Below are 19,034 nucleotides of genomic sequence, written 5' to 3' on the forward strand. Positions count from 1 at the left end.
AAGACGTCATCCCGGCCGGAGCGCAGCGGAGAGCCGGGATCGCGTGAAGTCCCGCTCGGCACCTCCCTGCGATCCCGGATCGGCCTGCGGCCGTCCGGCATGACACCCGGACAAACGCGATGACGTCGGGTGGTCAGGCTTCCACGATCTCCCGCCGGCCGGACTTCAGCGTGCGCATGGTGAAGACGTAGACCGGCACGCCGGAGACCAGCACCAGCAGCGCGGCGAAGGGGGCGGCGGCGGCGTAGGAGCCGTCATTGGTGTAGGACCAGACCTCGGTCGCCAGCGTCGTCACGCCGTTCGGCGCCAGCAGCAGCGTCGCGGTGAGTTCGCGCATCAGTTCAAGCACGATCAGCGCCAGCGCCGCGCCGACACCGGGCGCCAGCGCCGGCAGCGTCACCGCCATGAAGGCCTCGACCGGGCCGCGGCCGAGGGTGCGGGCGGCCTGTTCCAGCTCGGGCGGCACCAGTTCGGCGGTGGCGCGCAATGCCGACTGGGCCAGCGGCAGGAACAGGATGGCATAAGCGACCAGCACCAGCATGGTCGACTGGTAGAGCACCGGCACCCACCTTATGGCGACGAAGATGAGCGCCAGCGCCACCACCAGCCCCGGCAGGCCGTGCACTACATAGGGCAGGCGCTCGGCGAGGCGGGCAATCCGGCTGTGGTGGCGCATGGCGAGCAGCACCAGCGGCAGAGCGAGCAGCGTCGTCACCACGGCGCCGCCGATGGAGAGCTGCAGCGAGCCGAGCATGGCCGCGCCGACATCACCCGCGCCGGCGCCGATGGAGAGGCCGACGCTCAGCCAATAGGCCAGCATGAACAGCGGCACGCCGAGCGCTGCCGCGCTGAGCACCGCCAGCGCGATCTGCACCGGCCACATCCAGAGTCCGAGCCGACTGAGGGGAGGGTGGCGGCGGCTGCGGCGATCGGTACGGGACAGCCGGTTGACGCCGCGCAGCTTGGCCTCGCCGAACGCCACCGGCAGGCAGAGCGCCATCAGCATGCCGGAGAGCAGCGCCGCATTGGCGCTGTTGAACTGCAATTCGTACTCGGCAAAGATCGCGGTGGTGAAGGTCTGCACCCGCAGCAGCGACAGCGCGCCGAACTCCGCCAGCATGTGCGCCAGCACCAGCAGCGCGCCGCCGCCGAGCGCAGGGCGAAGCTGCGGCAGCACCACCCGGAAGAAGGCACGGGGCGCGGTGTCGCCGAGCGAGCGCGCGACATCCTCCAGCCGCGTATCCATGCGGCGCAGCGCGGCGGCCGCGGGCAGATAGATCAGCGGGAAGTGCGAGAGCGTGAGGATCAGTATGGCGCCGCCGAGCGCCTGGAAGGAGGGCCCGAGCGAGGCCCAGGCATAGCTGGACACGAAGGCCGGCACGGCGAGCGGCAGGCAGACGAGCGTGCGCCACCAGCGCCGTCCCGGCAGGTCGCAGCGCTCGATCACCCAGGCGCAGGCGAGGCCGATCAGGGTCGAGGCGAATGTCACTGCCAGCGCCAGTGCCAGCGTATTTCCGAGCAACTCGGCGGTACGCGGGCGCACCAGCGTTTCCCAGGCCGGGGCGAGCCCCGCCTCGAAGCCGCGCAGCACCACATAGATGACGGGCAGGATCGTCAGCGCGACGGGGATCGCCGCAGCCAGCAGCAGCCAGAGCGGCGCCCGTCGCCTTGCACGCGCTTGATCCATGGCGCTCCGCTCAGGCGAGCCCCGCCTCGCGGGCGAGCGGGATCGCCTCGGAAGCGTCGCCAAGGGCGGCCGGCTTGATCGGCGGCGGATCGAGCTTGTCCCAGGGCTCCAGCGCGAAGGGCGACTTGATGCCGGCGCGCAGCGGATACTCCGCCATGGAATCCACCACCACCTGCTGGCCCTCGGCGCTGACAAGGAAGGCGAGGAAGGCCTGCGCCGCTTCCGGATTGCGGCCGGTTTTCAGCATGCCGGCGGCGGAGACGGTGATGAGCGCGCCGGGATCCTGGTGGCGGATATAGTGGAGCGACGAGCGCATCTTGGCGGCGCCGACCTCGCGGGCCACCGTGAACCAGTAATAGTTGTTGATGAGCGCGGCGGGGATCTCCGCACGCTCCACCGCCTGCATGGCGCCGATATTGTTGTTGTAGACCCGCCCGACCTGCTTCATGCCCTTCAGCCAGTCGAGCACGGCGTCGCGGCCCCTCAAGCGGAGAATGGCGACGATCTGCTCCTGGAAGGCATCGCTGGTCGGGGCGTAGCCGATGCGGTCCTTCCATTTCGGATCCGCGAAGCCGAGCAGCGAGGCGGGCAGGTCCGCTTCCTTCACGAGGTCGCGATTGAAGGCGACGACGCGGGCACGGGCACTGACGCCGAGCCACAGCCCTTCCGGCGAGACATAGTCCTTCGGCACCTGATTGAGCGTGTCGGGCGCGATGGCGGCGAGCATGCCGCGCTTGGCTAGCGCCGCGACCGGTGGGCTGCCTTCGGAATAGAACACGTCGGCCGGCGAGAGCGCGCCTTCCTCCAGCAACTGGTTGGCGATTTGCGGGCTGGAACCGTTGCGGACCAGCACGTCGATGCCGGTCTTCCTGGTGAAGGCGGCGACCACGGCGTCCGTGGTCTGGCGGTGCTGGCCATTATAGAGGGTCAGCTCCTCGGCGGAGGCCGCACGCAGCAAGGCCGGCTTGCCGAGAAGCACCGCGCTGCCGAGCGCGGCGCCGGCACGCAGCAGCGCGCGACGGGACGTCCGGTACATTGGAATTCCTCTAAGCTATTGATCGCCTGATCATTTTCGCTCGCAGGCAAACGCCTCCGCGGCCGGCTTGTCAATGCTTGCGATGGGGAAGGGGGTGCTTTGCGTGAGCATCCTTCGAGGCTCGGCTTTGCCGAGCACCTCAGGATGAGGTCGTGTTTATAAGGACAGCCTCATACTGAGGTGCGAGCGCAGCGAGCCTCGAAGGAGAGTGAAGCAGGACGCCTACTTTACCGGGCAAGCCTCGATGCGGGTGAGCTTGTTGGCGAAGCGTGCGCCGGGATAGCCGTCGAAGAAATCCATCACCACGATGGTGGCGGTATGCCGGGGCGGGATGACGGTGCGCGTGGTGAAGGCGGCGTCGGACAGGCTCATGCTCTGGGTGCTGACTTCGACGGCACGGATCACCTTGTCGGGCAGCGGATTGCTCAGCTCCCACACCAGCACATTGATCTGCACGGTGAAGGACGGATTGGCGGAGCGGACGCGGCGGAATTCGTCCTCCGTGAGCGGTTGCGGCTTGCAGGTCGCGTAGTCGTCATAGAGGCCTTCGGCCTTGAGCGCGGCAGTCTCCTCCCGGGTGCATTGGTCGCGGCAAGCGCGCATGGCGTCGCGCATCACGACATCGTCGTCCGAACTGGTAATGCGCTCGGAGAGGCAGGCGCGAAAGCAGCCGCCAGCATGGGCGGTCGCTTGCTGGACCGAGACGAGAAGAAGGGTGGCGAGCAATAGTCTGCGCATCGAAGCGTTCCCAAAGCGTTCCGTCCCTGAGCGGTCCTCGATGGCGGGCGTTGTCTCGCCCATCCGGCGGCTTCAACGCGGACCATAGGCCATCCGATGCATCGGTGCTGGCGGGAGTGGAACCATTCCTTCGAACAGTCGTTGACTGACTGGTCAGTCATTATTATGAGTGACGCATGGTGAAGCGTGGCACGACCAGATCAGACCAGGCCGGCACGGCTGCCGAACGCGGACGGCCGGCGGCGGCGTCGCGTCCGCGCGCCCGGCGGCTCGCCCCGGAAGCGCGACGGCGGGGGATCCTCGACGCGGCATTGATCGTGTTCGCCGAGAACGGCTATGCCGGCGCCCGGATGGATGATGTCGCCGCGCGCGCCGGTGTCGCCAAGGGCACGCTCTATCTCTATTTCGAGGACAAGAAGGCGCTGTTCGAAGGCCTGGTCCACGACGCCGCCGACCCGATCCTCGGGGTGATCGAACAGCGCGTCGCCAGCTTCGAGGGCAACACGCGCGAATTGCTCGCCACGGTGTTCGCGCATCTTGCGGCGCAGGCGGTGCACTCGCCCCGCCGCCACCTCATCAAGCTGATGATGGGGGAGGGCGAACGCTTTCCGGAACTCGCCGACTTCTATTATCGCGAGGTTGTCTCCCGCGGCATCGCGGTATTGCGCTCCATCAATGCGCGCGCACTGGCGCGCGGCGAAATCACCTCCGATGCCGGTCTGCGCTTTCCCCAGCTCATCATGGCGCCGCTGCTGGTCGCCGTGATGTGGGAGAGCCTGTTCGCGCGCAACGAGCCGCTCGACACTTCGGACATGCTGATGACGCATGTCGACCTGGTGCTGCGCGGCCTCGGCTGGAGGGAGCCATGATGCGGCCGGTTCGCGCGCTCGCCATTGCCGCAGCGCTCGCGCTCGCGGCCTGCGGGGAAAGCGGCCCGCCGCGCTTCCAGGGCTATGCCGAGAGCGACCTGATCTTTGTCGGGCCCGACGAGGCAGGGCGAGTCATCGCGCTCTACGTCGATGAAGGTGCGCAAGTGAAGCCCGGCGACAAGCTGTTCGAGGTGGAGGCCGACATGCAGGAGGCCGATGTCGCCTCTGCCAAGGCCAATCTCGCCCAGGCGCAGGCGCAGCTCGACAATCTGCAGGCCGCCACGCAGCGTCCCGAGGAGATCGCGGTGCTGAAGGCGAGCGAGCGGCGCGCCGCCACCGCGCTCGACATGTCGCGTATCGAGCTCGGGCGGCAGGCCGAACTCACCGCAAAGAAGGTCGGCTCGCAGGCCGCGCTCGATGACGCCCAGCACACCTTCGACCAGAACCAGGCGGCGCTAGACGAGATCCGTCGGCAGATCGATGTCGGCAATCTCGCCGCGCGCGACCAGCAGATCGCGGCTGCGGAGCACGCGGTCGGCATGGCGCAGGCAAATCTGGCCGCGGCGCAGACCCGGCTTGACCGGCGCAAACTGGCGGCCAAGGTCGAAGGCTCGGTCGAGACCGTCTATTTCCGCCCCGGCGAATTGGTGCCGGCCGGCCGGCCGGTGGTGTCGATCCTGCCGCCGAACCTCATAAAGGTGCGCTTCTTCGCGCCGGAGCCGGACCTGCCGCGCTTTCGCATGGGCACGAAAGTGAGCGTCACCTGCGACGGCTGCAGCAAGCCGATTCCGGCGACGGTCAGCTTCATCGCCGCCAGCGCCGAATATACGCCGCCGGTGATCTACAGCCTCGACGAACGCGCCAAGCTGGTCTTCATGCTGGAGGCGCGGCCCGATGATGCCAATGCGCTGCGCCCCGGCCAGCCGGTGACGGTGGAAGTGGCGCCGGGAGGGGCGCCATGAACGGCAACGGCCCCGAATATGCCATCGAGGTGGAGGGGCTGAGCAAGAAGTTCGGCGATCGCGTGGTGGTACGGGACCTCACCATGCGGGTGAAGCGCGGCCAGATCTACGGCTTCCTCGGTCCCAACGGCTCCGGCAAGACCACCACCATCCGCATGCTGTGCGGCCTGCTCACCCCGGATGCCGGCCGCGGCACTTGCCTCGGCATGGACATCCTTACCCAGGGCCGCGAGATCCGCCGCCACGTCGGCTACATGACGCAGCGCTTCAGCCTCTATGGCGATCTCTCGGTGCGCGAGAACCTCGAATTCGTCGCGCGTATCTACGGGGTGCCGGAGCCCGAGAAGGCGGCGAAGGCCGCGGTGGTTCGCCTCGGCCTCGAGGGCCGTGATCGCCAGCTTGCCGGCGAACTCTCCGGCGGCTGGAAGCAGCGGCTTGCACTCGGCGCCTGCATATTGCCGGAGCCGCAATTGCTGCTGCTGGACGAGCCGACCGCCGGCGTCGATCCCAAGGCGCGCCGCGATTTCTGGTCGCAGATCCATGCGCTCTCCGCCGACGGCCTAACCGTGCTTGTCTCGACCCATTACATGGACGAGGCCGAACGCTGCCACGAGATCGCATACATCGCCTATGGCGACCTGCTGGCGCAGGGTACGGTGGAGGAGGTGATCGCCGGTTCCGGCCTCGTCACCTTCACCGTTTCCGGCAACGATCCGGCGGTGCTTGCAGCGGAACTGACGGACAAGCCAGGCGTCGACATGGTGGCGCCGTTCGGCGCCAGCGTGCATGTCGGCGGGCGCGACGAAGCGGCCCTGGAGGCGACGCTCGCGCACTTGCGGGAGCGCAACGATCTCAGCGTCCGGCGCGACGAGCCGACGCTGGAAGACGTGTTCATCGACCTGATGGGCCGCTCAAAGGACAATTTCCGATGAGGGGCTTCCTGCGTCGCGTCATCGCCATGGTGCGCAAGGAGTTCCTGCAATTGCTGCGGGACCGGGTCTCCTTCGCCACCATGATCATGATCCCGCTCCTGCAACTGGTGCTGTTCGGCTATGCCATCAACACCCAGCCGCGGCATCTGCCCACCGCCGTGCTCGCTTATGAGAACACCTCGCTGACCCGCGCCATCCTGGCGGCGCTGGAGAACACCAAATATTTCGCCGTCACCCGGCATCCCACTACAGAGCACGAGGCGGAGGCGCTGCTGCGCTCCGGCGAGGTGCTGTTCGTGGTCGAGATCCCGGCCGGCTTCGAGCGGGCGGTACGCCGCGGCGAGAGCCCGGCGATGCTGGTGGCGGCGGACGCCACCGATCCGGTGGCCGCGGGGAGCGCGATCGCGACGCTCGGCCAATTGGTGGAGAGCGCGACGGTGCGCGAGCGCTTCGCCACCGAGGGCGGGCCTGCGGGCAGTGGGCTCGAGGATGCGCCGCCACCCTTCGAGATCCGCATCCATCCGCGCTACAATCCGGCGGCGGTGACGCAGCTCAACATCGTGCCAGGCCTGCTCGGCACCATCCTCACCATGACCATGCTGATCTTCACCGCGCTCTCGGTGACACGCGAGATCGAGCGCGGCACGATGGAGACGCTGCTCGCCATGCCGATTCGCCCGGTGGAGGTGATGCTCGGCAAGATCGCGCCCTATGTCATGGTCGGCGCCATCCAGGCCACCATGATCCTCTCGGCCGGCGTCTTCATCTTCGGGGTGCCGGTGGTGGGCAATCTTGCCTTGCTCACCGGTCTCACCGGGCTGTTCATCGTCACCAATTTGTCGATCGGCTACACCTTCTCGACGCTGGCGCAGAACCAGCTGCAAGCGGTGCAGATGAGCTTCATGTACTTCCTGCCGAACATCCTGTTATCCGGCTTCATGTTCCCCTTTGCCGGCATGCCGGTGTGGGCGCAATGGATCTCCGAGACGCTGCCGCTGACGCACTATCTGCGCATGGTGCGTGGCATCTTGCTGAAGGGCGCCGACGCCGGCGACCTCGCGCGCGATATTGCCGCGCTCGGCGTCATCATGCTGGTGGCGATGTTCATAGCGGTCCGGCGCTTCCGGCAGACGCTGGACTAGAGCCCTTTCCGTTCGGATGGAACCATCCGAACGGAAAGGGCTCTAGATTCAATACGCTGGAGCGATTCCTCTTCGATCAGATGATTCTATCTGATCGGGAAAGGCTCGAAGCTGGCGCCAAGGAAAAGGGCGCGGATTGCTCCGCGCCCTTTCAATAAAGTCCGGAAAAGACTTCCTCAGAAGTCCATGCCGCCCATGCCGCCGCCGCCCGGCATCGCCGGACCGGCCGAGCCCTTCTTCGGCACTTCCGCGATCATCGCCTCGGTGGTGATGAGCAGGGAGGCCACCGACGCGGCGTTCTGGATCGAGGAGCGCAGCACCTTGGCCGGATCGATCACGCCCGCCTTGAACATGTCGACATATTCGCCGGTCTGGGCGTTGAAGCCGTAGGCGTAGGTGTCCTTCTCCAGGATCTTGCCGACGATCAGCGAGCCGTCTTCGCCGGCATTGCTGGCGATCTGGCGGGCCGGGGACTGAAGCGCCTTGCGGACGATCTCGACACCGGTCTTCTGGTCGGCATTGGCGGTGACGACACCCTCGAGCGACTTCAGCGCGCGCAGGAAGGCGACGCCGCCGCCCGGCAGGATGCCTTCTTCGACCGCAGCGCGGGTGGCGTGCAGCGCGTCGTCGACGCGATCCTTCTTCTCCTTCACCTCGACCTCGGTCGCGCCGCCGACGCGGATCACCGCGACGCCGCCGGCGAGCTTGGCCAGACGCTCCTGGAGCTTCTCGCGGTCGTAGTCCGAGGTGGTCTCCTCGATCTGCGCCTTGATCTGGGCAATGCGGCCATTGATGTCAGCCTTCTTGCCGGCGCCGTCGACGATGGTGGTGTTCTCCTTCTCGATCACCACCTTCTTGGCGCGGCCCAGCATCTGCAGGGTCACGGCGTCAAGCTTGATGCCGAGGTCTTCGGAGATGGCCTCGCCGCCGGTGAGGATGGCGATGTCCTGCAGCATGGCCTTGCGGCGATCGCCGAAGCCCGGAGCCTTCACCGCCGCGACCTTCAGGCCGCCGCGCAGCTTGTTGACGACCAGCGTGGCCAGGGCCTCGCCCTCGACGTCCTCGGCGATGATCAGGAGCGGCTTGGAGGTCTGCACCACGGCTTCGAGCACCGGGAGCAGTTCCTGGAGGCCGGAGAGCTTCTTCTCGTGGATGAGGATGTAGGGATCCTCGAACTCGACGCGCATCTTCTCGGCGTTGGTCACGAAATAGGGCGAGAGATAGCCACGGTCGAACTGCATGCCCTCGACGACGTCGAGCTCGGTCTCTGCGGTCTTGGCTTCCTCGACGGTGATGACACCCTCATTGCCGACCTTCTGCATCGCCTCGGCGAGGAACTTGCCGATGTCGGCATCGCCGTTGGCTGAGATGGTGCCGACCTGGGCGATCTCGTCGTTGGAGGTGACCTTCTTGGCGTGCTTCTTGAGGTTCGCCACGATGGCTTCGACCGCGAGGTCGATGCCGCGCTTCAGGTCCATCGGGTTCATGCCGGCGGCGACCGACTTGACGCCTTCCTTCACGATGGACTGGGCGAGCACGGTGGCGGTGGTGGTGCCGTCGCCGGCGAGGTCGTTGGTCCGCGAGGCCACTTCGCGCACCATCTGCGCGCCCATGTTCTCGAACTTGTCCTCGAGCTCGATCTCCTTGGCGACGGTGACGCCGTCCTTGGTGATGCGCGGAGCGCCGAAGCTCTTCTCGATGACGACGTTGCGGCCCTTGGGGCCGAGCGTGACCTTCACCGCATTGGCGAGGATGTCGACGCCGCGCAGCATCTTGTCGCGCGCATCGGTAGAAAACTTAACGTCCTTGGCGGCCATTTATCTGTCTCCCGAGATTGTCGGATGGCGTGATCGCGGCCTCGCGGATCACGCTGCCTGAATTCACGCGGCCTTTTTGGCCGAAGCGGTGACGGCGAGCACGCCGAGAATGTCCGCTTCCTTCATGATGAGGTATTCGACGCCGTCGAGCTTCACCTCGGTGCCGGACCACTTGCCGAACAGCACGCGATCACCCGCCTTGACGTCCAGCGGGATCAGCTTGCCGGCCTCGTCGCGCCCGCCGGGGCCGACGGCAACCACTTCGCCCTGCTGGGGCTTTTCCTTGGCGGTATCGGGAATGATGATGCCGCCCGCGGTCTTCTCTTCAGCGTCGACGCGCTTGACCACGACCCGGTCATGCAGAGGACGGAACTTCATCGCATCTCTCCAGAAAGTCTTGAATTTCAATGGCTCATGCCGTCACGCCGCCGTGATGGGTGACGGGCCGGCGACATCTAGGCGGCACCGTGCGCCCGCGCAAGTGCGGGAGGCGAAAATTCTGGCAGTCTCGCCATCGGAGTGCCAGCAAAGGCCAAAGAGCCCGGTCTGCCGTCCCTTAAGCGGTATCTGAAGAGGGGTCCGGCGCGAGCGCGGCTTTGCGAACGGTAAATCCACGATCTGTCACCGCCGGTAAATATTCGCGTGCGCACGATGCCGTCATGGTCGGCGCCATGAAGGAAGGAGATCCGCGTGCTTAAACTGGCCTTGAGCTTCAGCTTTCTGTTCGTCGCCGCCAATGCCCAGGCTGCCTCTTGCGACTATCAGCTGACCGCCGCCATGGGCGCCCAGCAGATGAAGATCCATGAATGCTGGGACCTGTCCAAATGGCCCGCCGACAAGGCGCAGTCCTTCTGCTCCTCGCTGGGCTCGGAGGGCGAGGGTGCGCAGGCGCGCATGGTCGCGTCCTGTCCAGCCAAGCGCTCGGGGCAATGCGTCGGCGCCAAGCTTTCGGCGCCGTCCGCCGCGTCCATCCCGCCGGAATATTTCGCCAACATGCCGAAAGACATGGCCGACCAGATCCGCGCCAACATGAACGAGGCCGGTGCGGCGCTCGCCGCCTATGACGGGCTCGAGACGACTGTGAACTATTATGCCGGCCCCGGCGGCCTGCCGTCGAAGGACGATCAGCGCCAGGATTGCGAGGCCGGCAAGAAGGGCCGCTACGCGCCCGCCAACTGACAATCCGAGCGGCGGCGGAGCGAAACGCGCCCGCCGTCGCAAAGCTTTGTCAGCACTCTGTTGCATATGCTGCCAGTGCCTTGATATTCAACGGCAAATCTAATTTTTGTACTTGCCTGGAACCGGGTTCGGCTCTCAAAATTTGATGAGTCGGATAAGGAGGTTCCAGATGGCCTCATCTGTGTCGGCGTCGTCGGATTTCGTGAAGCAGCTGGCAGGCTATGGGCTCACCACGGCCCAGATTTTCTACCGCATGCCGGACCACCCGGCGCTGCTGCAAACCTATCTCTGGCAGCACTATGATCTCTGCCCGCACTTTCCCGAACTGAACAAGTTCCTCGAATTCTGGACGCGCGAGCTGGAAGGGCCGCTGCATTCCGTCACCGTGGCACATGCCAGGCTGATCAAGCCGGCGGAGCTGCGGGCGGTCGGCGGCGTCTACCAGCTCAATTAGAGCGAGCCGCCATCGTCATCCCGGACGGCCGCAGGCCGATCCGGGATCGCGCAAACATTGGGAGTGATCCCGGCTCTATGGTTGCGCCGGAGCCTGCCCTCGGGCTTGCTGAAGCAACACTCGTGGAATCTGTCTGCCGTCAGACGACGCGCCAGCGCAATGTGATGATTCGAGAAAATTACGGAATTCGCACCGTCAACTGATTTTTGAGATGCCCTCACCCTGCCGCTTTCGCCGTGCTATAGGGGGCGGCGTAACGGGATGCCGACCGGCTCCCGCCGCTTGATCGAGGCATCTTGGAAGCTTCCGTGGACCATCGTTCGCCGCGTACCTCGGAACTCTTGTCGGCGCTCGTCACCGCCCATTCGGCGGACCGGATCGAGCTCGGCGAGTTGGTCCATGCCTTGCGCAACCGCGCCTTCGGCCTCACCATCCTGTTGTTTGGTATCCCGAATTGCCTGCCGATGCCGCCGGGCATCCCGGTCATTTGCGGCGTCATCCTCTGCCTGGTCGGCGTGCAGATGGCGATGGGCCGCGACGAACTGTGGCTGCCGGGCTGGCTCGCCGCCCGCAGTTTCTCGCGCGACCTGCTGGAGCGGATCATCGGCCGTGCGCTGCCCTGGGTGCAGCGCTTCGAGGCCTATTCGCGGCCCCGGCAGGTTCTGTTCACCGGGCCGACGGCGCGGCGCGTCATCGGCCTGCTGGTCGTGGTGCTCGGCCTCGAACTGATGCTGCCCATCCCGATCTTCGGCAACCTGCCGCCGGGTGTCGCGGTCTGCATTCTCGGCCTCGGCCTGGTCGAGCGCGACGGCGCCTTCATCATCGCCGGCATCGTCGCCACGCTCATCAGCCTCGGCGTGATGGGCTTCCTGAGCTGGCTGCTGTTCCAGGGCGCGCTGGCCATCTTCTGAAACGCTGGCCGGCAACTTCGCTTCGATACCAGAGCCACGTCATCCTGAGGTGCTCGGGCAGCGCCCGAGTCTCGAAGGATGCTCGTCATCCGTGACGGTCGCTCTGCGTGACCATCCTTCGAGGCTCGCTGGTGCTCGCACCTCAGGATGACGTCGCCATTTGGGCGATCTCCTGGGGCGGCTCACCCGCGCCCGACGAAGGGTGCGTTGGTCGCCATGATGGTCATGAACAGCACATTGGCATCGAGCGGCAGGCTCGCCATATAGGCCACCGCCTTGCCGGCATGGGCGGGATCGAAGGTCGGTTCGATGGCGATCTGCCCGTTTGGCTGCAGGATGCCGGTCTTCATCTTGGCCGCCATGTCGGTGTCGGCATTGCCGATGTCGATCTGGCCGCAGGCGATGGAATGCGCGCGCCCTTCCAGCGCGACCTGCTTGGTGAGGCCGGAGACCGCGTGCTTGGTCGCGGTGTAGGGCCCGGTGAGCGGGCGCGGCGCGTGCGCCGAGATCGAGCCATTATTGATGATGCGGCCGCCTTTGGGCGATTGCGCCTTCATCATGCGAATGGCGGCCTGCGTGCAGAGGAACACGCCGGAAAGATTCACATTCACCACGTGCTGCCATTGCTCGAACGTGATGTCCTCGAGCGGGGCCGCGGGCGACCAGCCGCCGGCATTGTTGAACAGCACGTCGAGCCGGCCATAGGTGTCGGCGATGTCTCCGAACAGCGCGGCGACCGATTCCGGCTGCGACACGTCCGCCGGCACCACCAGGCTGGCGCCGGCAAGGTGGGCGGCCACCGCTTCCAGCGGCTCGCGTCGCCGCCCGCTCAGCACCAGCGTGAAGCCGGCTTCGCTGAGCGCCTGTGCTGCCGCCTTGCCGATGCCGGTGCCGGCGCCGGTGACGAGGGCGATCTTCCTGTTCTCACTCATCGGGATTTCCTCCTGCGGGCGCGACCATGGACGAGGCCAGCAAGACCGGCAAGCTCGCGCCTCTTATCGTAACGGTCGGGAACCTACATCGATCTTTAGCGTTGACGGAGCATCTGGAATTTGCGCAAGCGATGAAAGGGAAGGCAAATGCCCGCTGTTCTTATGTGGCTCATTGGTATTCCGATTCCGATCATCATCCTGCTCTATCTGCTCACCTGATGATGGGCGACTGAGTAGACATGATGATCGAGGAGAGAGCCGAAGACGACTAGATGTCGTCTTCGGCTCTCTGCGTTTTACCGGGTACGTCCATAGGGCGGGCGGGGAATACCCATATGGGCGGCGCGCAACGCAGCCGACCATCGCTCGCGCAGATCGTGGAAATAGGGCTCGCCCGGCTCGATGCGGAAATTGAGTTCGGCATTGCCGGCGTCGCGGCGGGCGATCAGCACGTCCAGCGGCATGCCGACGCCGATGTTGGAGCGCATGGTCGAATCCATCGAGATCAGGCCGGATTTCAGCGCGTCATAAAGGTCCATGTCGTAGGAGACGGACCGGTCCAGCACCGGCTTGCCGTATTTGTGCTCGCCGATCTGCAGGAACGGCGTGTCATTGGTGCATTCGATGAAGTTGCCGGCGGCATACATCATGAACAGCCGCATGCGCCCGCCATTCACCTGGCCGCCGAACAGGAAGGAGACCGAGAAGCTGATATCCTGCTCCTTCAAGCCCTCCGCATAGAGATCGTGGACGTGGCGTATGGCGCGCCCCACCATCTCCGCCCCGCGGAACATGCTGGTGGCCTCGATCAGCGTTTCCTTGCGGCCAGTCTCGGGATTCTTCATCCCTTCCTGCAGGGTCGAGATCACCGCCTGTGAAATGGAGAGATTGCCGGCGGTGGCGAGCGCCATCACATGCCGGCCGGGTTCCTCGAAGACATTCAGCTTGCGGAACGTCGACACGTTGTCGAGACCCGCATTGGTGCGGGTGTCCGCCATCATCACGAGTCCGTCGCGAACGAGAATTCCGCAACAATAAGTCATAGATGCACGCCCCAGTCCACGCTTCCCGGCGCCGTTATAGCGACGTGGTTTCCACGCGGGCAACCAAGTTGCGCCAGAATTGCATACGGGCGCGCGGCGAGTCTCGCAGCGGCAACACCCGATGCATGGAAATCAATGTACCGCCGGCAGGCCGTGCTCCTCCCATTCGTCGCGGGGTATCGGATCGCCGACCGCGAAGGCGAAGGTGGCGACCTTCTCCCGATCCGGCGTGAGCTCGCAGCGGAACCTGATGCGGTACCAGCTGGAATGATTGCGGAACGCGGCGCCGTCGGCCTCGATGCCGCCGGTAATGGTCTTCGGCTCGCCCATCGCATAGGCGACCAGACGATCGGGCTGAAGTTCGTGGCGCCAGGCATGGACCTGCTCCATCGCCTCCAGCCCGCACAGTTGCTCGATGCGGGTGTCGTCGGACAGCGTGCGCATGGCGAGCCGCGCCTGCCGGCTGCTGGCGGATGCGAGGTTCCGTGCCGACAGCATCACGGACGGGCGGATCATATCCGGTTCCGGCGGGGGCGCAGGGCGTGACGTACGCTGTGAGGGAGGGGCGGCGGTGGCCGGTGGCCCGGGAAGCACGGCCTCGGGCGTGATTTGGGGCGTCGGCTGGGGCTGGGGCTGGGGCGTGGGTGCTGCCTGTGGCAGTTCGGAAGGCGGCAGTATCTCCACCGCGATGGCGTCGGAGGGCAGGCCCGGCTGCGGCGCTGGCTGCGGCTGTTCGAACAGCCAGGCGAAGATGGCGAGATGCAAGGCGAGGGCGACGATGAGCGCTATCAGCAGCGCCTTGTCCGGCGCGCCCTCGACGCGCCCCAGGCGGAGCGTGATGTCGGGGATGGGAGGGGCGAGGGTCGTCGTCGCGTTCACGGTTCCAATGGAGGCACGCGGCGCCCGACGGCCGCGACCGGAGTTTAGCGGCGTGGCGCGCGAACGCCCATCAAAAGAAAAAAGGGGCCGCATGAGGCGGCCCCAGGAGCGGGCAGGGTCCGCTCGAAGGTGGACGGTCAGAATCTGTAACTCAATCGGCGCTGCAGCCACCGCAGGACCGGCGATGAGGAGGACGGGGCGAGCGCGACCGCGAGGCAATTGCCTGGGTTCATGGCGTTCTCCCAACCCAGTGCCAGCAGAATAACGCACGGGAGTGCGCCCGGCTGATGCATCGAGGACACAGCAACCGGGATATCGTTGGTGCGCCTATAAGTATTGAAATACTACTCAGTCGGAATCGGTGTCAGAGCACCCAATCTGCTACATCCAATTACCATTTCTGGTAGTTGGATGCCTGAAAAACTAACCCTGAACCTGGCGGCTGGACTGGTCCACGGTGATCGCGACCGTGAGATTTTCCTCGCCGCCGCCATAGCGATTGCCGCGTACCGGGGCGGCGCCGAGATAGTCGAGGCCGACCGCGAGCCGCACATAGGCTTCGGTGGGGCACAATTTGTTGGCGGCGTCGAAACCGATCCAGCCGAAGCCCTCGACATAGGTTTCGGCCCAGGCATGGCCCGCCTGGTGGCCGGCATGTTGACCGGGCGCGGCACCATCGCCGACCAGATAGCCGCTGACATAGCGCGCGGGAATGCCGAGGTGGCGGGCCCCGGCGACCATGATGTGCGCGAAGTCCTGGCACACGCCGCGCTTCAGCTCGAACGCCTGCTTCGCCGTGGTCGAGGCATGGGTCGGGTCGGGGTCGTAGGTCAAGCCTTCGTGGAGCTCGGCCATCAGCGCATGAAGCTTGGCCAGCGGATCATTGACGCCGGCGACGGCCGCATCAGCGAAAGCGCGGATCGCCTCGTCGGCCTCGGTGAGTTCGGTCGAGCGCATGTAGAGCGAGGGCGGAAAGCGCTCGACCATGCCGCGCACCACGCCGGCGGTGTCCTGCGTCTCCACCTCGCCCTCGACGGTGACGCGCAGTTCGGTCAGCGGGCCATCGACGGCGAAGGTGTGGGTGAGGTTGCCGAAGGCGTCCTCGTGCGCCGCGAGCCGGCAGCTTTCCGAGACGTCGATGCGCCAGGACACGACATATTGCCCGTCATGGCTGCGCGGGGTGAGGCGCAGGATCTGGATCGCGCCGTTGGCCGGCGGATCGTAGCGATAGACGGTCGCGTGATTCACATGGATGCGCATGCGCAGGACCGTAACCTGAAATCAGACCAGATACTGCTCGGTGATGCTGCCGCCGAGCCGATTATTATCATTGATGAAGGCGTCGATATATTGGTGCAGGCCCATCTGGAAGATCTCGTCCATGCGGCTGTTACCGAGCCGGGTAAGGTTCGACCGGGCAAGCCGCTGGGAGGTGCCTTGCCGGCCATAATATGCGGCGATATCATCGAGATAGCGCGAGATGTTCTGGTAGCAACTGGTCAATGAGCGCGGCATCTGCGCGTTCAGGATCAAGAGGTCCGCCACCAGCCAGGGCTTCACGCTCTCGCGATAGACCCAGTGGAACGAGGTCAGCGCCGAGACCGAGCGCAGGATCGAGGCCCATTGGAAGTAATCGAGCGGCCCGCCGACATGCTCGGATTCCGGCAGCAGCACATGGTACTTCACATCGAGGATGCGCGCGGTGTTGTCGGCACGCTCGACATACATGCCGATGCGGGCGAACCAGAAGGCGTCGTTGCGCAGCATGGTGCGGTAGGCGGCGCCGTCGAAGCGCAGCGAGGTCTCCTTCACGAAGGTGAGGAAGCGCGCCAGTTCCTCGCGCGTCATGTTCTTGGTGGAATAGCGCTTCAGCTCCAGCCAGGCGGAGTTGATGGTCTCCCACATTTCCATGGTCAGCGCGGTGCGCACCGAGCGCGCATTGGTGCGGGCAATCTCGAAGCAGTTGCGGATCGAGGAGGGATTTTCAGGCGCGAAGGCGAGGAAGGAGACGACGTTCTTCTCATTCACCTCGTCGCCGTGGACCTGGCTGAAGAGGTCCTCACAGCCGGCGGTGAGCAGCGCCGAGGTCCATTCATTTGTCGAGCCACCATAGGCCGCCGGCAATTGGGCGAGGCGCTGGGTGACGTCGAGGATGCGGGCGAGGCATTCCGCCCGCTCCATGTAGCGGGCCAGCCAGTAGAGGTTGTCGGCGGTGCGTGACAGCATGGCTCGCTTCTATTTCGCGTTGCGCCAGGCGAGGGTGGCAAGCCCAGCGCCGATCAGGAGGGTGCCGCCGGTGCGGTTGATGGCGGCGATGATGCGCGGGCTGCCAATGGCGCCGCGCAGCCGGCCGGCGACCAGCGCGTAGCCAAAGGCATTGGCGGCGGCCAGCGTCAGGAAGGTCGCCTCGAAGATCGCCATCTGCGTCAGCCAGTCACCCGCGGGATCGAGGAACTGCGGCAGGAAGGCGACGAAGAAGGTGAGGCTCTTCGGGTTCAGCGCGGTGACCAGCCAGGCATGCGCCATCATCTTCAGGGGTGAGCCGTCGGCCCGCGCCTCGGGGATGGCGCCGGTGCCGGCAGCGCGCCACAGCTTGATGCCGAGCCAGATAAGGTAGAGCGCGCCGGCCCATTTCAGCACGGTGAACAGCGTGGCTGAGGCGGCGAGCAGCGCCCCGAGGCCAAGCATGGAGAGCGTCATCGCGGTGAAGTCGCCGAGCGCGACCCCGGTCGCTACCGGCAGCGCGACGCGGCGGCCCTGGCCGAGCGCGTACGAGACCACCAGAAGGATGGTCGGGCCGGGGATCAGCAGCAGCACGGCGGAGGCGGCGACGAAGGCCAGCCAGGTTTCGATCGGCATTGTTTACCCCCTCATTTTCTACCGGAGAGCACCGTCATCCTGAGGTGCGAGCGAAGCGAACCTCGAAGGATGCTCATCCGGGGTGGGTATCCTTCGAGGCCCGGCTGCGCCGGGCACCTCAGGATGACGTGGTCCTGCTCGTCTAACTCTCCTCCAGCACCCAGGTGTCCTTGGTCCCACCGCCCTGGCTCGAATTGACCACCAGCGATCCCGCCTCCAGCGCCACCCGCGTCAGTCCACCCGGCACGATGCGCACGCGGTCGCGCCCCGTCAGCACGAAGGGGCGCAGGTCGACATGGCGCGGCGCGATGCCTTCCTCGACGAAGGTCGGGCAGGTGGAGAGAGCCAGCGTCGGCTGGGCGATGAAGTTGCTCGGATCCTGCTTCAGCTTGGCGCGGAACAGCTCGATCTGTGCCTTGTCCGCGCGCGGGCCGATCAGCATGCCGTAGCCGCCGGAGCCGTGGACTTCCTTCACCACCAGCTCGTCCAGATGGTCGAGCACATACTTCAGATGGTCGGCCTCGCGGCAGCGCCAGGTCGGCACGTTCTTCAAGAGGGGCTCCTCGCCGAGATAGAAGCGCACGATCTCCGGCATGTAGCTGTAGACCGCCTTGTCGTCGGCGACGCCGGTGCCGACCGCATTGGTCAGCGTGACATTGCCGGCATGATAGGCGCTCATCAGGCCGGGCACGCCGAGCACGCTGTCCGGGCGGAAGGCGAGGGGATCGATGAAATCATCATCGAGGCGGCGATAGATGACGTCGACGCGCTTCGGCCCCTCGGTGGTGCGCATGTAGACGACATCGTTGCGGATGAAGAGGTCGCGCCCTTCCACCAGTTCGACGCCGAGCTTGTCGGCGAGGAAGGAGTGCTCGTAATAGGCCGAATTATAGATGCCCGGGGTGAGCACCACGACATTCGGGTCGGAGGTCGCGGTCACCGGGGCGAGCGATTTCAGTGTCGCCAGCAATTCGTCGGTGTAGTTCTCCACCGGCGCCACGCGGTTGTCCGCGAACAGCTCGGGGAACAGCCGCATCATGATCTCGCGGTTCTCCAGCATGTAGGAGACGCCGGAGGGGGTGCGGGCATTGTCTTCCAGCACATAGAAGGTCTCGGCGTCGATGCGCACCACATCGATGCCGGCTATGTGCACATAGAGATCGTGCGGCACCTTCTGGCCGTTCATCTCCGGGCGGAACACCGGGTTCTGGTAGACCAGATCCTCCGGAACGATCCCGGCTTTCAGGATCTCGCGCTTGGAATAGACGTCCTTGATGTAGAGGTTCAGCGCCTTGGTGCGCTGCTCGAGGCCCCGCGACAGGCGCTTCCATTCCTCACTGGTGAGGATGCGCGGGATGATGTCGAACGGGATCAGCCGTTCCTGCGCGTCGGTGTCGCCATAGACCGCGAAGGTGATGCCGATGCGGCGGAAGATGAACTCCGCCTCCTTGCGGCGATAGTCGAGCACGTCGGGCGGGACATCACGAAGCCAGCGCGAGAGGGCGGCATAGGCGGAACGGATGGAACCGTCCGTATTGGTCATTTCGTCGAACGCGACGGTCATCGGTGCACATCTACTCCCCAGCGCCAGCTA

At 65.6% G+C, this 19,034-nt stretch carries 20 protein-coding genes; 8 read left to right on the forward strand and 12 right to left on the reverse strand.

Annotated features, from left to right (window positions below; all coding sequences use genetic code 11):
* Positions 1–133: 133 nt before the first annotated feature.
* The 3 genes from G3545_RS01355 to G3545_RS01365 all read right to left on the reverse strand — a co-directional run bounded on the left by G3545_RS01355 (position 134) and on the right by G3545_RS01365 (position 3,461).
* Positions 134–1,687 (reverse strand): iron ABC transporter permease, encoded by a 1,554-nt coding sequence (locus G3545_RS01355; protein WP_170009136.1) that lies wholly within the window; start codon positions 1,685–1,687, stop codon positions 134–136.
* A 10-nt stretch (positions 1,688–1,697) separates the two neighbouring features.
* Positions 1,698–2,723, reverse strand: a complete 1,026-nt coding sequence (locus G3545_RS01360) for an extracellular solute-binding protein (protein ID WP_170009137.1) — start codon at positions 2,721–2,723, stop codon at positions 1,698–1,700.
* Positions 2,724–2,945: 222 nt separating this feature from the next.
* Positions 2,946–3,461, reverse strand: coding sequence for a hypothetical protein (locus tag G3545_RS01365; protein WP_170009138.1), 516 nt, complete (start codon positions 3,459–3,461; stop codon positions 2,946–2,948).
* Positions 3,462–3,637: 176 nt separating this feature from the next.
* Between G3545_RS01365 and G3545_RS01370 the strand changes: the two genes are divergently transcribed.
* From G3545_RS01370 to G3545_RS01385, 4 genes are read left to right on the forward strand one after another with little or no spacing between them, the layout of a single operon-like run.
* A complete protein-coding gene (locus G3545_RS01370) occupies positions 3,638–4,330 on the forward strand; it encodes a TetR/AcrR family transcriptional regulator (protein WP_170009140.1) in 693 nt (230 codons plus the stop codon).
* Positions 4,327–5,292 carry an HlyD family efflux transporter periplasmic adaptor subunit gene (locus tag G3545_RS01375; protein WP_170009142.1) on the forward strand — a complete coding sequence of 322 codons (966 nt, stop codon included), beginning with the start codon at positions 4,327–4,329 and terminating at the stop codon, positions 5,290–5,292. The genes G3545_RS01370 and G3545_RS01375 overlap by 4 nt, the downstream gene beginning before the upstream one ends.
* Entirely contained in the window at positions 5,289–6,224 is a 936-nt protein-coding gene (locus G3545_RS01380; protein WP_170009144.1) for an ABC transporter ATP-binding protein, read from the forward strand. The genes G3545_RS01375 and G3545_RS01380 overlap by 4 nt, the downstream gene beginning before the upstream one ends.
* Positions 6,221–7,366 carry an ABC transporter permease gene (locus tag G3545_RS01385; RefSeq protein WP_170009146.1) on the forward strand — a complete coding sequence of 382 codons (1,146 nt, stop codon included), beginning with the start codon at positions 6,221–6,223 and terminating at the stop codon, positions 7,364–7,366. Before G3545_RS01380 ends, G3545_RS01385 begins: the two co-directional genes overlap by 4 nt.
* Positions 7,367–7,542: 176 nt before the next feature.
* On the opposite strand, the gene groL is transcribed toward G3545_RS01385, so the two are convergent.
* Positions 7,543–9,183 (reverse strand): chaperonin GroEL, encoded by a 1,641-nt coding sequence (groL, locus tag G3545_RS01390; protein WP_170009148.1) that lies wholly within the window; start codon positions 9,181–9,183, stop codon positions 7,543–7,545.
* Between the two features lie 63 nt (positions 9,184–9,246).
* Positions 9,247–9,561, reverse strand: a complete 315-nt coding sequence (gene groES, locus G3545_RS01395) for a co-chaperone GroES (protein ID WP_170009150.1) — start codon at positions 9,559–9,561, stop codon at positions 9,247–9,249.
* Positions 9,562–9,873: 312 nt separating this feature from the next.
* Between groES and G3545_RS01400 the strand changes: the two genes are divergently transcribed.
* The 3 genes from G3545_RS01400 to G3545_RS01410 all read left to right on the forward strand — a co-directional run bounded on the left by G3545_RS01400 (position 9,874) and on the right by G3545_RS01410 (position 11,727).
* Positions 9,874–10,362 carry a hypothetical protein gene (locus G3545_RS01400; RefSeq protein ID WP_170009152.1) on the forward strand — a complete coding sequence of 163 codons (489 nt, stop codon included), beginning with the start codon at positions 9,874–9,876 and terminating at the stop codon, positions 10,360–10,362.
* Positions 10,363–10,531: 169 nt separating this feature from the next.
* Complete coding sequence (locus G3545_RS01405) at positions 10,532–10,816, forward strand: usg protein (RefSeq protein ID WP_170009154.1); 285 nt, start codon at positions 10,532–10,534, stop codon at positions 10,814–10,816.
* A gap of 308 nt (positions 10,817–11,124) precedes the next feature.
* Entirely contained in the window at positions 11,125–11,727 is a 603-nt protein-coding gene (locus tag G3545_RS01410; RefSeq protein WP_170009157.1) for an exopolysaccharide biosynthesis protein, read from the forward strand.
* A 182-nt stretch (positions 11,728–11,909) separates the two neighbouring features.
* Here the strand turns inward: G3545_RS01410 and G3545_RS01415 are convergent, their stop codons facing one another.
* On the reverse strand, positions 11,910–12,659 hold the full coding sequence (locus G3545_RS01415) for an SDR family oxidoreductase (RefSeq protein ID WP_170009159.1): 750 nt from the start codon (positions 12,657–12,659) through the stop codon (positions 11,910–11,912).
* A 26-nt stretch (positions 12,660–12,685) separates the two neighbouring features.
* Here G3545_RS01415 and G3545_RS01420 point away from each other — a divergent pair, with 26 nt between their 5' ends.
* Entirely contained in the window at positions 12,686–12,892 is a 207-nt protein-coding gene (locus G3545_RS01420) for a hypothetical protein (protein WP_170009161.1), read from the forward strand.
* A 63-nt stretch (positions 12,893–12,955) separates the two neighbouring features.
* On the opposite strand, the gene G3545_RS01425 is transcribed toward G3545_RS01420, so the two are convergent.
* From G3545_RS01425 to G3545_RS01450, 6 genes are all read right to left on the reverse strand, one after another.
* The gene (locus G3545_RS01425) at positions 12,956–13,702 is read right to left on the reverse strand and encodes a peptidase (RefSeq protein WP_170009163.1); all 747 of its coding nucleotides are present in this window, start codon (positions 13,700–13,702) and stop codon (positions 12,956–12,958) included.
* 132 nt (positions 13,703–13,834) lie between these two features.
* The gene (locus G3545_RS29550; RefSeq protein WP_246702643.1) at positions 13,835–14,581 is read right to left on the reverse strand and encodes a DUF930 domain-containing protein; all 747 of its coding nucleotides are present in this window, start codon (positions 14,579–14,581) and stop codon (positions 13,835–13,837) included.
* 423 nt (positions 14,582–15,004) lie between these two features.
* The gene (locus tag G3545_RS01435) at positions 15,005–15,841 is read right to left on the reverse strand and encodes a transglutaminase family protein (protein WP_170009165.1); all 837 of its coding nucleotides are present in this window, start codon (positions 15,839–15,841) and stop codon (positions 15,005–15,007) included.
* A 21-nt stretch (positions 15,842–15,862) separates the two neighbouring features.
* Entirely contained in the window at positions 15,863–16,807 is a 945-nt protein-coding gene (locus G3545_RS01440; protein ID WP_170009167.1) for an alpha-E domain-containing protein, read from the reverse strand.
* A 9-nt stretch (positions 16,808–16,816) separates the two neighbouring features.
* The gene (locus G3545_RS01445; RefSeq protein ID WP_170009169.1) at positions 16,817–17,440 is read right to left on the reverse strand and encodes a LysE family translocator; all 624 of its coding nucleotides are present in this window, start codon (positions 17,438–17,440) and stop codon (positions 16,817–16,819) included.
* A 142-nt stretch (positions 17,441–17,582) separates the two neighbouring features.
* Positions 17,583–19,004 carry a circularly permuted type 2 ATP-grasp protein gene (locus G3545_RS01450; RefSeq protein ID WP_170009171.1) on the reverse strand — a complete coding sequence of 474 codons (1,422 nt, stop codon included), beginning with the start codon at positions 19,002–19,004 and terminating at the stop codon, positions 17,583–17,585.
* Positions 19,005–19,034: the final 30 nt, after the last annotated feature.

It is taken from the genome of Starkeya sp. ORNL1 (genome assembly GCF_012971745.1).
In the GTDB taxonomy this organism is placed as follows: Bacteria; Pseudomonadota; Alphaproteobacteria; order Rhizobiales; family Xanthobacteraceae; genus Ancylobacter.

Bases quoted from the DNA above. Each gene is read 5' to 3' on its own strand.
- G3545_RS01355 (WP_170009136.1), bottom strand. From the start codon at position 1,687: ATGGATCAAGCGCGTGCAAGGCGACGGGCGCCGCTCTGGCTGCTGCTG.
- G3545_RS01360 (WP_170009137.1), bottom strand. From the start codon at position 2,723: ATGTACCGGACGTCCCGTCGCGCGCTGCTGCGTGCCGGCGCCGCGCTC.
- G3545_RS01365 (WP_170009138.1), bottom strand. From the start codon at position 3,461: ATGCGCAGACTATTGCTCGCCACCCTTCTTCTCGTCTCGGTCCAGCAA.
- G3545_RS01370 (WP_170009140.1), top strand. From the start codon at position 3,638: ATGGTGAAGCGTGGCACGACCAGATCAGACCAGGCCGGCACGGCTGCC.
- G3545_RS01375 (WP_170009142.1), top strand. From the start codon at position 4,327: ATGATGCGGCCGGTTCGCGCGCTCGCCATTGCCGCAGCGCTCGCGCTC.
- G3545_RS01380 (WP_170009144.1), top strand. From the start codon at position 5,289: ATGAACGGCAACGGCCCCGAATATGCCATCGAGGTGGAGGGGCTGAGC.
- G3545_RS01385 (WP_170009146.1), top strand. From the start codon at position 6,221: ATGAGGGGCTTCCTGCGTCGCGTCATCGCCATGGTGCGCAAGGAGTTC.
- groL (WP_170009148.1), bottom strand. From the start codon at position 9,183: ATGGCCGCCAAGGACGTTAAGTTTTCTACCGATGCGCGCGACAAGATG.
- groES (WP_170009150.1), bottom strand. From the start codon at position 9,561: ATGAAGTTCCGTCCTCTGCATGACCGGGTCGTGGTCAAGCGCGTCGAC.
- G3545_RS01405 (WP_170009154.1), top strand. From the start codon at position 10,532: ATGGCCTCATCTGTGTCGGCGTCGTCGGATTTCGTGAAGCAGCTGGCA.
- G3545_RS01415 (WP_170009159.1), bottom strand. From the start codon at position 12,659: ATGAGTGAGAACAGGAAGATCGCCCTCGTCACCGGCGCCGGCACCGGC.
- G3545_RS01420 (WP_170009161.1), top strand. From the start codon at position 12,686: ATGGACGAGGCCAGCAAGACCGGCAAGCTCGCGCCTCTTATCGTAACG.
- G3545_RS01425 (WP_170009163.1), bottom strand. From the start codon at position 13,702: ATGACTTATTGTTGCGGAATTCTCGTTCGCGACGGACTCGTGATGATG.
- G3545_RS01435 (WP_170009165.1), bottom strand. From the start codon at position 15,841: ATGCGCATCCATGTGAATCACGCGACCGTCTATCGCTACGATCCGCCG.
- G3545_RS01440 (WP_170009167.1), bottom strand. From the start codon at position 16,807: ATGCTGTCACGCACCGCCGACAACCTCTACTGGCTGGCCCGCTACATG.
- G3545_RS01445 (WP_170009169.1), bottom strand. From the start codon at position 17,440: ATGCCGATCGAAACCTGGCTGGCCTTCGTCGCCGCCTCCGCCGTGCTG.
- G3545_RS01450 (WP_170009171.1), bottom strand. From the start codon at position 19,004: ATGACCGTCGCGTTCGACGAAATGACCAATACGGACGGTTCCATCCGT.